The sequence below is a fragment of the Luteolibacter sp. genome, from assembly GCF_058122085.1.
The window spans coordinates 25824-37789 of sequence record NZ_JBIKBQ010000020.1 but is presented as its reverse complement, the minus strand read 5'-3'; the positions used below and the strand labels follow the sequence as shown (position 1 = coordinate 37789).

The 11966-nt window shown below is 63.2% G+C and carries 11 protein-coding genes; 7 read left to right on the top strand and 4 right to left on the bottom strand.

Annotated elements, in window-relative coordinates; genetic code table 11:
* Positions 1-283, bottom strand: a 283-nt coding sequence (locus AC4DF4_RS04745) for a thioredoxin family protein (RefSeq protein ID WP_490046968.1), incomplete at its 3' end; no start/stop codon positions are given.
* Between the two features lie 183 nt (positions 284-466).
* On the opposite strand from AC4DF4_RS04745, the gene AC4DF4_RS04740 reads away from it, so the two are divergent.
* Together AC4DF4_RS04740 and AC4DF4_RS04735 are read left to right on the top strand one after the other, a co-directional pair.
* The gene (locus AC4DF4_RS04740) at positions 467-1609 is read left to right on the top strand and encodes a metal-dependent hydrolase (RefSeq protein ID WP_490046967.1); all 1143 of its coding nucleotides are present in this window, start codon (positions 467-469) and stop codon (positions 1607-1609) included.
* 59 nt (positions 1610-1668) lie between these two features.
* Positions 1669-3579: a hypothetical protein gene (locus AC4DF4_RS04735; RefSeq protein WP_490046966.1), complete on the top strand. Its 1911-nt coding sequence runs from the start codon at positions 1669-1671 to the stop codon at positions 3577-3579.
* A 197-nt stretch (positions 3580-3776) separates the two neighbouring features.
* On the opposite strand, the gene AC4DF4_RS04730 is transcribed toward AC4DF4_RS04735, so the two are convergent.
* Both AC4DF4_RS04730 and AC4DF4_RS04725 read right to left on the bottom strand, forming a co-directional pair.
* A complete protein-coding gene (locus AC4DF4_RS04730) occupies positions 3777-4346 on the bottom strand; it encodes a pseudouridine synthase (RefSeq protein ID WP_490046965.1) in 570 nt (189 codons plus the stop codon).
* Positions 4347-4353: 7 nt separating this feature from the next.
* Positions 4354-5175, bottom strand: a complete 822-nt coding sequence (locus AC4DF4_RS04725) for an aminotransferase class IV (protein WP_490046964.1) — start codon at positions 5173-5175, stop codon at positions 4354-4356.
* Between the two features lie 81 nt (positions 5176-5256).
* Here AC4DF4_RS04725 and AC4DF4_RS04720 point away from each other — a divergent pair, with 81 nt between their 5' ends.
* On the top strand, positions 5257-5637 hold the full coding sequence (locus tag AC4DF4_RS04720; RefSeq protein ID WP_490046963.1) for a hypothetical protein: 381 nt from the start codon (positions 5257-5259) through the stop codon (positions 5635-5637).
* Here AC4DF4_RS04720 and AC4DF4_RS04715 read toward each other — a convergent pair.
* On the bottom strand, positions 5582-7054 hold the full coding sequence (locus AC4DF4_RS04715) for a glycoside hydrolase family 75 protein (protein ID WP_490046962.1): 1473 nt from the start codon (positions 7052-7054) through the stop codon (positions 5582-5584). The genes AC4DF4_RS04720 and AC4DF4_RS04715 overlap by 56 nt on opposite strands.
* Before the next feature lie 137 nt (positions 7055-7191).
* On the opposite strand from AC4DF4_RS04715, the gene dnaX reads away from it, so the two are divergent.
* From dnaX to polX, 4 genes are all read left to right on the top strand, one after another.
* Positions 7192-8691 carry a DNA polymerase III subunit gamma/tau gene (gene dnaX, locus AC4DF4_RS04710; RefSeq protein WP_490046961.1) on the top strand — a complete coding sequence of 500 codons (1500 nt, stop codon included), beginning with the start codon at positions 7192-7194 and terminating at the stop codon, positions 8689-8691.
* A 116-nt stretch (positions 8692-8807) separates the two neighbouring features.
* Positions 8808-9113 carry a YbaB/EbfC family nucleoid-associated protein gene (locus AC4DF4_RS04705; protein ID WP_488257730.1) on the top strand — a complete coding sequence of 102 codons (306 nt, stop codon included), beginning with the start codon at positions 8808-8810 and terminating at the stop codon, positions 9111-9113.
* Between the two features lie 42 nt (positions 9114-9155).
* The gene (locus AC4DF4_RS04700; RefSeq protein WP_490046960.1) at positions 9156-10151 is read left to right on the top strand and encodes an endonuclease/exonuclease/phosphatase family protein; all 996 of its coding nucleotides are present in this window, start codon (positions 9156-9158) and stop codon (positions 10149-10151) included.
* Between the two features lie 44 nt (positions 10152-10195).
* Positions 10196-11935 (top strand): DNA polymerase/3'-5' exonuclease PolX, encoded by a 1740-nt coding sequence (gene polX / locus AC4DF4_RS04695; protein WP_490046959.1) that lies wholly within the window; start codon positions 10196-10198, stop codon positions 11933-11935.
* Positions 11936-11966 lie beyond the last annotated feature (31 nt).

Sequence of the window (11966 nt, the reverse complement as noted above, 5' to 3'; positions counted from 1 at the left end):
CGACGTTCTCGGGCTTGTTCGGGTAGTCGAGTTCCACCAGAACGAACTTGTCTTTTACGCCAGCCTTGAAGGGGGCGTGGCTGAAGACTTCTTCATTGAGCTTGATGCAAAAGCCGCACCAGTCGGTGCCGGTGAATTCGATGAGCAGGTCTTTCTTCTCATCGGCGGCCTGTTTCTTGGCGGCTGCGAAGTCGTGGGTCCACCCTTCGCCGCCGGCGAAGGCGGAAGTAAAGCCGAGGAAAGCGGCGCAGGAGGCCGCGAGGAGGTGTTTCGTTTTCATCATGTGACGGTAAGGAAGTCCCAGTGGGGACGTGGAGGAGCGAAGCCGGTCGCGGGGGTTTTGCAATTGTTTTAGCGGGAGTTCGACGAAAAAGCCACCACCGGGGTTTCCGCTGCAGGCGGTGGAGCGGGATAAGAATTTGAGATTTTGGATTTCCGATTGGGGATTTCCGAGCATTGTCGCGGGGTGAATTGGATCATGCAGGCGGCGCTGGGCGCGGCGATGGGAGAGTGGCTGATGGGCAAGCGTCTGGGAAACCGGGCGCTGGCTTGGGGGGCGCTGCTTGGGATTTTGCCGGAGCTGGACGTGTTGGTTTTCCCGTTTTTGGACACGGCGCGAAAACTGGCGTGGCACCAGGGTGTTAGCCATTCGCTCTTGCTGATGGGGGCCGCGGCCTACGGGCTGGCTCACGGCCTGGCGAAAATCTGGCAGAAGGACAAAATCACGAAGCCGCAAGCGGGCGGCTTGGTGGCTGCGGTGTGGGGCGCGCATGTGCTGGCGGAGTGCCTGACGGTGGAAGGCGCGGCGGTGTTGTGGCCGTTTGTTGGAAAGCGGGTGGCGTTTGATTGCCTGCCGCCCGGCGATTTGCTGTTCACCGGACCGCTGGTGGTGACGGTGCTTTGGATGGCGTTTCTGCGGGAGGAAAAGCAGAAAAAGCCGCGCGGGAAGAAGACTCCGCCGCCCTCGAAGCGGAGAAAATGGTGCTTCCTCGGCCTCGGCCTCGGCCTGAGCGCGGGGTATGCGCTGCTGGGCGTGGGGATGAAATTCGTGGCATCGGCCGGATTCGAGGCGGATCTGGCGCGGCGCGGGGTAAAATACGAGCGCCGGATGGAGTCGCCCACTCCTTATAATATCCTGCTCTGGCGCGCGGTGGTGGATTGCGGTGACGAACTCCGGGTGGGCTATCGGACGATTTTCGAACTGCACTCCACGCCGGTGCGCTGGACGACCTACCCGAAAGGCAGGGACGCGCTCGCCGCCGTGGCCGAAATGCGCCAAACCCGAACGCTCACGCAATGGACCGACGGCTGGTGGCTCGCCCGCCCGAACGCGCAAGGCGCGTGGCTCGGCGATTTGCGTTTCCCGGAGAGCCGGATCTGGGGCAGCAAGAAGAGCATGGTGGACAGCCGTCTCGCGATTTCCTGGGTCATCCAGAAGACGGCCAAGGGCGACCCGTTGCGGCAAATTTCCCCGGACGGTAGAAACGGCGGCGATTATTTCCAGCGGATGGGCGCGAGGATTTTTGGAAATCGTGAATCGTGGGAAGCAAATCCGCGTCTGGCTGGAGTGACAGGCAGCTTGCCGGAATTCCTGCCAGTGGACGAGTAACCGCCGGGAGAATGAATTCTTCGCTTTCGTCCGCCTGCGGATGCGCTAAAGGTTCCGCAGTGAAATTCCTCCCCGTCCTGCTCGCGGCCGCCATGACCGCGCACGCCGCACCGAGCGATCCGGGCAAGACCGCCATCGATTTCCTCGAAAAGGTGCGGCAGCGGAAGCTCGATCTGAGCCCCGGCGGCGACACCGCGCTTTCCCCGCTAACGGCCGATGATAAAAAGCGCCAGATCGCCCGCCGCCTCGACCGCATGGCCCGCGATCTGGGCAGCGATCCGCTGCAAGTCGGCGCGGTGAAGCTGGATGAGAATTTCGCGGCCGTGCTGGTGCGGAAAATCGGCGGCCTCGATCCGAGCCGCTTGCAGGTGTTTCCCGTGGCGTTGGTGAAGCGAGGCGCGGAGTGGTCGGCTGCTCCCCTGCCCGCCTCTTTTGAAAACGTCGGTGCCGGATACGCCGCCGCGCTCCGCGGCCGTCTCGAACTCCTCGAAAACTGGATGCTCCGCGAACAGGTGGTCGATTTGGAAAAGCTCCGCGAGCAGTCGATCAGCGGCATGCGCCGGAAAATCGAGGCGAACTTGTCGGCGGCGGATCTGCGGAATCTCAATTCCAAGCAGGTCGGCGAGCGGTTTCTCGCGGCGTGTGAGCGCGGGGACTTGCCCTCGGTGCTTGGTTTTTTGGGCGGCCTGGCGGCGAAATTGCCCGAGGACTGGCCGGCCCGCCTGAAAGCCGCCGATCTCGCCGTCACCGCGGGCTCGCAAGCGCCGCGACCATGGCGGCTGCTCGTCGCGCCGGAAGTCGCGCGGGTGATGGTCCATCATGAGGAGGAAGACGGGCACGCCCTCATTTCCATCGCCTGTCTGGACCCGGCCAGCGCCGGGCCGCGGATCGAGGTGGTTCATTTCCAGCTCGCAAAAGGTCCCGACGCCCTCTGGCAGATCGATCCGCCCGCCCGGTTTTTGGAGACGAAGGAGAATCCGGACGATGAAGCGGAGGACGACCTCGACTCGGATCTCCGCGACGCGTTTCCCAAGAACTGGACCGCCACTCACCCTCCGAAGCCGCAAGCCACCGCGGAACTTGCCCGGCAGACCTTGCTCGCCGAGCTCCGCAATGGAAATTTCCAATCTTTGCTCGCGATTTCCAAGCTTGATGAAAACCCCGACGCCGCGCGCAAAGCCTGCATTCAGGCGGCACAAATCTGGTGGACGCTCCACGACCCCGCGGCGGTCCGTCACGCCATGCCGCTCGCATTCCGAGCGGACGAATCGGCGGCGGTGGCGATTTTCCAATGGTTCTCGGCCCGCGAGCCCGACCGCTTCGACGCTCGAGCGCTTTATTTTGAGCAATCCCCCGGCGGCTGGCTTTGGACCCCGGAACCCGCCAGCACCACCTGCGGGAAATTTCAAGGCTGGGTGGATTCGGAGACCGCGCGCTGGCCGGATCAATGGCAGCAGTCACTCCTCGTCGACTGCCCGGTTTTGGAGAAAATCCACGCCATCCAGGCACCGACCAAGGACGACGCGCAAAAAATCGTGGAGGCGTGGCTTGACGCCACCCGCCGCGGCGATGTCGAGGCCGCGCTTCGTCTCGTCGCCCGCTTGAGTGACCCGCTGAGCGGATCGGCCGTCCTTCAGAATCTGGGCTACGAAATCATCGGCTCTCGCCGCAGCAAGGAAAAGCCGGCCATCACCGGCACCTATCAGGGAAAGACCTGGACGGCGGTGGGAATGCAAATCGACCAGGAGGGCAAGTCGATTCATCCTCTCTACCCGGTCGTCCAAACCGACCGAGGACCACGGATCGTCATCGAAATCGACCTGTTCGCCTCACGCAACCGCGGCCGGGAATTCCTCAACAAAGCCGCGCTGGAACGACTCGCCAAATCCAGCTCCGCCGCCGGCGAGTTAAAGACGCTTTGCTCCGGCTATCAGATGCATGTTGAACTCGTCGGCAAGGCCGCTCGTTGATGAACGGGTCCGATTTCAAGAAATCCCGGAAAAACAGGCTCTTACGGCCGGTTTTGGTGCTTTTCTCCGCTTATCACTTTCTTAGCCCGCCTCCATGGTTCTGAGACTCGGAACGCGGGCTCCCCCCAGCATAGTATGTGTGTCGCCGCCCCGGTCGCCCCCCAGTGATCGGGGCAGTCCGGAGGAACTCCTTCCCGCTACTTCTGCCAGATCCGCCTGATCTCGTCGGGATCAAGTTCGACCCACCCGCCTCGCGCCAGACTGATAGAATCAAGCCGGCCTATCGCCACCCGGATCAGGCGCAAGGTTGGAAAACCCACCGCCGCAGTCATCCGCCGGACCTGCCGGTTTTTCCCTTCGATCAATTGCAGCTCCAGCCACGCCGTGGGAATCGCCCGGCGGAAGCGCACCGGCGGATCACGCGGCGCGACCACCGGCTCCACCTCAAGCAGGCGCGCCTGGCAGGGACGGGTGCGGTAACCTTGGATCAGGATCCCGCCGAGTTTGAGCTTCGCCACGGCATCAGGCGTGGGAGTGCCCTCGACCTGCGCGAGATAGGTCCGCGGATGCGCCGTCTCCGGGTCTAACAGACTGTTGTTGAATCCCGGCTCGTCGCTGAGCAAGAGCAGCCCCTCGGAATCCATGTCCAGCCGCCCGACCGGATAGACACCCGCGGGGAAGCCGAAATCCGCCAAGGTCCTCTGCCCCGGCAGATCCGGCGTGAACTGGCAGAGAACTCCATACGGCTTGTGAAATGCGATGACCACGGCGTTTCTATCGAGTGGCGGCGTCCCATGCCGCGCGCAGGAGTCGGGTGACCGGGCCGGGCGGAAGGTCTTTGGTTTCAAAGCGGGAGACGCCGGTCAGCCCGCGAATCGAGGAGGTGACGAACAACTCGTCGGCGGCGTGCAGGTCATCTATCGTTAGATCGCGCTGCCCGCAGGAAATCCCGTGTCGCGCCGCGAGTTCGATGACGACTCCACGGGTGATGCCCGGCAGGCAGCCGGATGCGAGCGGCGGCGTGAGGAGCGCGCCGTCCTTCACGAGAAACAGATTCGCGGTGGCCGCTTCACAGAGCTGGCCGGCGGTGTTGAGGAAAAGCGTCTCATCGAAGCCCAGTCGCCGGGCGTGATCGAGGGCGACAAGATTTTCCGCATAGGAGGCGCATTTCAAGCCGGCGAGCGGCGAGTTTTCGTTCCGAGGCCACCGGCAAAGATTCACCGTCAGGCTGGCGGGGGCGGCGTCCACAGGCAGCGCGATCATCGTGACCACCCGGTCCTTTCCCGGAGCCAGGTCATCGATGGCGCCGCTGCCACCGGAGACGGCGAGCCGGATGCGCGCGCGGCCGGAAGTGAGACTGTTGCGGGCTAACAATTCCTTCGCGGTTTCATGGAAATCGGGCAGCGGGACGTTCCATCGCAGCCGTTCGCAACCCGCCAGCAGTCGCGCGAGATGGCGGTCCGCGAAGACGGGCACACCGTCCAAAGCGAGCAGCGTCTCGAACAAGCCGAGCCCGAGGATGGCCCCGCGGTCGAGCGGCGACACGGGGAAATCCTCGGAATCAAACCATTCACCATTGGACCAGAGCTGGGACATCGGCGGGGATTCTGGCGACGGCGCGGCGCTTGTAAACCCTGCAAGCTTGCTTGCGGCCGGAAGATCGCTTCAAGTCCGGCCATGCGGTTTTACATTTTCCTTTGCGGCCTGGCGATTCTGGGGATGGGCGTGGCGGCGCTCTCGGTGTTGGATAAAGCCCAGGCCCCCGGCTTCCTCCAAGGCGCGCTCACGCTGGGCGGCGGCATCGTGATCTGCGGGATTTTTTCGATCAAAATGCAGTGGCACGGCATCATCGGCGCGGGCGTGCTGGCTCTGCTAGGCGCGGCTCGGGGATTGGGGAACTTGCCGGATCTGGCGAAGTTCATGGCCGGAGAGCGGCCGCGCGGACCGGCACCGCTGTTGGAAACAGGCGTGACGCTGATCTGCCTGCTGCTTCTGGTGAAGGTCATTCGGGCGCTGTCGCGGGAGCGGCTGCGTCGGATGTTGGAGACGGAGGAGTGATCGCTGGAACCGGAGCCGGGGGCGTTGGTTTCGGCAAGGTGTCCTGCCATTGATGGAGCGCATAACCCTCGCCGAGTCCGCCGATCTCCCCTAGCAACTCATGACAGCGCTGACGCCATTTCTCGAAATCCGGCGGTCCGCGTTCGGCCTCGCGGCTGCCGGGAAAGACGAGGTAACTGACTTTCAAATCCGAAACCGGGCGGCTGTAGGAGGAGGCTTTCGGGTTGAGCTCGCGGGCGAAGCGCAGCGAGCCTTCGCCGACTTTGAAGGTCGGGCCGCCATCGCCGACGATGCATGGATAGATTTTCCCGCCATGGATCACCACCGCGTAATCGCCCACGTTCGGAGCGAACGCGTCATTGGAAGTTAGAATATCCACGGGGATGACGATGAACGGATCGTAATCGGCAACAAGGAAGCTGCGGGCTTTGAGATCGTCGATGCCGCGCTTGAGAAACTTGACGCGGTCGTGCAGCCAGGTCTTGCGGGCGGCGGTGGTCGCGGGCGCGGCGAGTTCCTTCTGGGCGAGGCCGATCCGCCGCTCCCACCCGGCGACCATCGGATTCGGCACCTGGGTTTTCTTGGGCCAACCGTAGCTGGTGAATGGCTGGTAGTTCGGGGAATCTACGATCTCCGCAGGCATTTCCGGCAGGCGGTCGCCGTCCGAGCCGTCCGAGACCACGTCCATTTCCGACTGGAGGAAAAACACCTTGCGACCGCTCGCGGACTTGAGGTGGAGGATGGTCTCGCAGTCGTAGATGTTGTGCTTGGTGAGGAGTTCGTTGAGCAAGTTGGCATCGCGACGGACGCGGCCGGCCTTGTTTTCGTAAAGCTTGCCGAACCAGTTGGAGACCTCGGCTTTCTCGACGAGCGGCGAAAGTCCGGGGAGCATTTTACCGAGATCCGGGCTGGATGTTTCCAGCTCGGCCATGGTTTTCGCGGGCGTCGGCAGTCGCAGCGATAGCTCGTAAGTGGCGGTGTAGCTCGCTTCGTCCACGCGCTCCTTGGACGCGATCCCGCCCTTTTCGATCTTCACCGCCGTCTTGAATGAAATGCCGGAGCGGAGTTTCCGGACGTCGGTGATCGTCCCCAAATCAGGCTCCGGAGCGGGCGCGGCTTCTTCGGCGTTTTGTTTTTCCGCGTCCTCGAGGGATTTCTTGAGCGCGGCGATGTCGCGCTCGTATTTCTCCTCCAACTCCGCCCGGATCCGCGCCTCGGCCTGGCGGTAAATGTCCTCCTTAGCGGGGGAAACCACGACCGGCTTCGGCGAGAAGATCTCACGCAGGCCGCGTTTCACCTTTCCCTGGAAATTCGTGAAACAGAGTCCGATTCCCGCGACGATGAGCAGCAGAAAGATCGTGCCCAGCCGGGGAAAACCCTTGGATTTGCTGCGTTTGGAGGATCTTCGCTCGATCATGCTTCACGATGCATAGCAGCAACCCGGCATCCTTCAACCCCCGTCCCACAAACTTTTCGCGCCCGCCAATCCAGTATTTTTCCGATTCCTGAAAACTCGGCCATGACAAACCCGCCGCCATCCCTACACTCACCGCCGTGAGTTATCAGGTCTTCGCCCGCAAATACCGACCCAAAACCTTCGACGACGTCCTCGGACAGGACCACGTCGTGAGGACCCTTCGCAATGCCATCGCCCAAAAGCGCCTGGCCCACGCCTATCTTTTCGTCGGCCCGCGCGGCACCGGGAAGACCTCCACCGCGCGGATTCTCGCCAAGGCGCTCAACTGCACCGCCGGCCCGAAAGCGGACTTCGACCCCGACGAAGACGTCTGCATCGAGATCGCCGAAGGCCGCTCGCTCGATGTCTTGGAAATCGACGGTGCCTCGAACAACGGCGTCGAGCAGGTCCGCGACCTCCGCGAGTCCGTCCGCTTCGCCCCCGCCCGCGGGCAGTTCAAGATTTTCTACATCGACGAGGTCCACATGCTCTCGAACGCGGCCTTCAACGCGCTGCTCAAGACGCTCGAAGAACCGCCGCCACACGTGAAATTCATCTTCGCCACCACCGAGGCGAACAAGATTCTCCCCACCATCCTCTCCCGCTGCCAGCGCTTCGACCTGCGCCCGATCCCGACGGAAACGATCGCCCAGCACCTGCTCCATATCGCCAGCGAAGAAGGGATCGCCCTTGAGGAAACCGCCGCCTGGGCCATCGCCAAAGGCGCCGACGGCGGCATGCGCGACGCCCAGTCGATGCTCGACCAGCTCGTCTCCTTCTGCGGCGACTCGATCAACGAGGCCAACGTGCTCGACGTCTTCGGATTCACCTCGCGGGAAAAAGTCGCCGCGCTCACCCAAACCCTGCTCGCCCGCGACAATCCCGCCGCTCTCTCGCTCATCCAAAAGGAAGCCGAAAGCGGCCGCGAACTCTCCCAACTCCTCGGCGAACTCATCGGCTGCCTGCGCGCCCTGCTCGTCGCGAAACTCGACCCGTCCGCCGACGGCGAAGGCATTCCCACCCACCTCTGGACCGCCCTGCTGCAAGCCGCCGACGAATATCCGCCCGACCGCATCCTCGCCGCCATCGACGTTTTCGCCGAGACGGAAGGCCGGATGAAATGGGCGACTAACAAGCGCCTCCATTTCGAGCTCGGCGTCATCAAGGCTATCCAATCCCTCGGCGAAGTCCGCATCACCGACGTCATCAAAGTCCTCACCCGCGGCGCGGATTTCATTTCCTCCGGCGCGGTCAGCGCACCCGCTCCGATCGCAGCCGAACCCGCTCCGACACCCGTCCGCGAGCCGGAACCTGCCGTCGCCCAAGAACCAACCCCGGAGCCCGCATCCGCCGCAGTCGCCGCCCCTCCCCGTCCCGCCGGCGGACTCTCCGCCTTCGATTCCATGATCGCGGACGCTCCGGAGGTCAGCGAACTTCCAGCCCCGGTCGAACCGCCGCCGTGGAAAAGCGACAAGCCCGCCGCCGAAATCAAAGCGCCGGAACCTACTCCTGTAGCCTCCATCATCGAAGACACCTTTCACAACGACCCCCTCATCCAAGCCGCCCTCATCAAGTTCGAAGGAAAAGTCCTTGCCTGAACTGGAGCGCGGAACTCATTCCACCCGTTCGATTCGCGAAGCGAGAGAATGCTGAAATCCGCCGGTCCCAATTACGGCTTGCGCCGACAATCATCTCCACCACTCATCCCAAAATTATGAACATCGCCAAACTCATGAAACAAGCCCAGCAGATGCAAGCCGGGCTCGCAGCCAAACAGGAAGAACTCTCCATCCAGACCGTCGAGGCCTCGGTCGGCGGCGGCAAGGTCCACGTCATCGCCACCTGCGCCGGCGACGTGCTCTCGATCAAGATCGACCCGTCCGTCATCGATCCGAGTGACGCGGAATTCCTCGAAGACCTCGTCCTCAAAGGCGTCCAGGAAGCCATCTCCAAGGGCAAGGAGAAGTCCGCCGCAGAAATGAAAAAGCTCACCGGCGGCCTCGGCATCCCGGGCATGTGATTTCAGCTTTTCAGTTTTCAGAATCTCAGCATTTACCCCTCGATGTCCTCTCTCAGCCGCCGCCTCGGATGGACATTGGTGGGGATTTCCCTGCTGCTTCACATCTTCACGGTCTACTGCTTCGCGCGGCAGCCGGACCGTTTCGCGGCGTTCACCGTCATGCCGATCTGGCTATGGGGCGGTGTCGGGCTGCTGTTGTCCTCCACCGCGTTCTATTTCCTCCGCGCCTCGCTTTCGTTAGTGATGACCGGCGTGTGGGCCGTCACCCTGCTCGTCGGTGCGGACGAGGCGCGGGTGCTGGCGAACTTCGGAAAGTCCCCGCCGCTTCCCGGCTTGGCGGAACCTCATGAAGGAAATCCCGTCATCCGCGTCATCACCTTGAACAGCGCCTTCTTCACCTTCGGAAATCCGGCTGCCGACCTCGCCGCGTGGCAACCGGACATCGTCCTGTTGCAGGATCTCCTCCCGCACCAAGTCCGCCAGATCGCGGACACGCTCTACGGCGGCCGGGGCGACTACCGCGTCCACCAATCCAACGGCGTGATCACCCGTTGGAAAATCCAACGGGAAGTCCGTAATCCCTCACAGCGCGACCAACAGGTCAGCGTCCTGCTGCCGAGCGGCATCGAAATCGAGGTCGTCAACGTCCACCTCGCCACCGCCGCCACCGACCTCCGCCTGTGGCGGAAATCCGCCTGGAGCCACCATCGCAGCAACCGCGCCATCCGCCAGAAGGAACTCTCGCTCACCCAACAGATTCTCGAGCAGACCACCGCTTTCCCCAACACCCCCACCCTTCTCGGCGGCGACTTCAATTCGCCCGCCTCGGACATCGTCCACCGCCAGCTCGCCCGCGATTTCGTGGACGCCTTCGCCACCGCCGGCACCGGCTGGGGCGACACCTTCCAGCGACGTTTCCCCGTGCTCCGCATCGATCACATCTACGCCACCCGTCACTTCACGCCGGTCCGCTGCCGCGCCGTGACCACCCGCAACAGCGACCACCGGATGGTCGTCGCGGATTTCCTGGTGAAATAGATGATGATGGATTCCCCCGCCCGCAGCCTGTAAGATTCAACTCCATGACCCGTGAAGACCTTGCCGTAGCCCTTGAGGAAATCGCCCTGCTGCTAGAACTCAAGGGCGAGAATCCATTCAAGGTCCGCGCCTACCGCCACGGCGCGCAAGCCGTGAGAAACTTCGATGGCGACATCGTCGCGCTCGCGCGGGACAACGAGCTCACCGGCATCGAAGGCATCGGCGAGGCACTCCGCGAGAAGCTCCACGAACTCGCCAGCACCGGCAAGCTGGAGTTCCATGACACCCTGCGCGCCGAATTCCCCGCCGGGCTTTTCGAGCTCTTCGACGTCCAGGGCCTCGGCCCGAAAAAGGTGAAAGCCCTCTACGACACTCTCGGCATCAGCTCCGTCGCCGATCTCAAGGCCGCCTGCAACGCCGGGAAAGTCGCGGGTCTTCCCGGCTTCGGTGCCAAGACGCAGACCAAGATCCTCGAAGCCATCGCCCACCGCGCGGCCTTCGCCGACACGTTCCTGCTCGGCACCATTACCCCACTGGCCAACGAAATCCTCGACACCCTGCGCACCCACCCGGAAATCACGCGTGTCGCCATCTGCGGCTCATTCCGCCGCGCCAAGGAAACCGTGCACGACCTCGATTTCCTAGTCGCCACCAAGGAGCCCGCCCTCGTCTGCGAGGATTTCACCACTCTCCCCCAAGTCGCCTCCATCATCGTCTGTGGCGAAACCAAGTCCGCCGTCCGCCTAAAAAACGGCCTCCAGTGCGATCTCCGCGCCGTCTCGAACGCCCAGTTCCCCTTCGCCCTCCAATACTTCAGTGGCTCCAAGGAACACAACGTCGTCATCCGTTCGCTCGCCCTCAAACAGGGCCTCTCGCTCAACGAATACGGCTTCACCGCCACCGACGCCGCCAATCCCGCACCGCTGCCCGAAGTCCACGAGGAAGCCGACATCTACCGCGCCCTCGGCCTCGACTTCATCCCACCCGAACTGCGCGAAAACACCGGCGAAATCGAAGCCGCCGCCCACCACACCTTGCCGCGCCTCGTCGAGCTGGGCCAACTCCGCGGCACCTTTCACAACCACACCGCCGCCTCCGATGGCCACGCCACCCTCCACGAAATGGCCGACGAAGCCATCGACCTCGGCCTCCAATACCTCGGCATCGCCGACCACTCGAAAGCCTCGTTCCAAGCGAACGGGCTCGACGAGGAGCGCCTGCTGGAGCAAATCGAAGCCATCGCCAAGCTCAACGCCGGCTATGAACACTTCCGCCTCTTCGCCGGTTCCGAGGTGGACATCCACAAGGACGGCTCGCTCGATTTCGCAGATGAAATGTTAGCCCGGCTCGACTACTGCGTCGCCTCGGTCCACGCCTCCTTCACCCTGTCCGAAGAGGAGATGACCCGCCGGATCTGCCGCGCCATGGAAAACGAGCACGTCACCATGCTCGGCCACCTCACCGGCCGGCTGCTGCTCAAGCGCGATGGCTACGCAGTCAATCACGCCATGGTCATCGACTGCGCCGCCGAGACCCGCACCATCATCGAACTCAACTGCAACCCGCAGCGCCTCGACATGGACTGGCGCTGGTGGAAGCGCGCCCGCGACAAGGGCGTGCTCTGCTCGATCAACCCCGACGCGCACTCCACCGCCGGCATCCACCACATCGGCCTCGGCGTCCGCCTCGCCCGCAAGGGCTGGCTGCGCAAACAGGACGTTTTCAACACCCGCCCGGTGACCGAGGTGGAGAAATTTTTCAAGACGCCCAAAGCCAAGCGGTGAATCCGTTGCCTTTCCCATAGCTTTTTCCCAT

Bases quoted from the DNA above. Each gene is read 5' to 3' on its own strand.
- AC4DF4_RS04725 (WP_490046964.1), bottom strand. From the start codon at position 5,175: ATGTCCCAGCTCTGGTCCAATGGTGAATGGTTTGATTCCGAGGATTTC.
- AC4DF4_RS04720 (WP_490046963.1), top strand. From the start codon at position 5,257: ATGCGGTTTTACATTTTCCTTTGCGGCCTGGCGATTCTGGGGATGGGC.
- AC4DF4_RS04715 (WP_490046962.1), bottom strand. From the start codon at position 7,054: ATGATCGAGCGAAGATCCTCCAAACGCAGCAAATCCAAGGGTTTTCCC.
- AC4DF4_RS04705 (WP_488257730.1), top strand. From the start codon at position 8,808: ATGAACATCGCCAAACTCATGAAACAAGCCCAGCAGATGCAAGCCGGG.
- AC4DF4_RS04700 (WP_490046960.1), top strand. From the start codon at position 9,156: ATGTCCTCTCTCAGCCGCCGCCTCGGATGGACATTGGTGGGGATTTCC.
- polX (WP_490046959.1), top strand. From the start codon at position 10,196: ATGACCCGTGAAGACCTTGCCGTAGCCCTTGAGGAAATCGCCCTGCTG.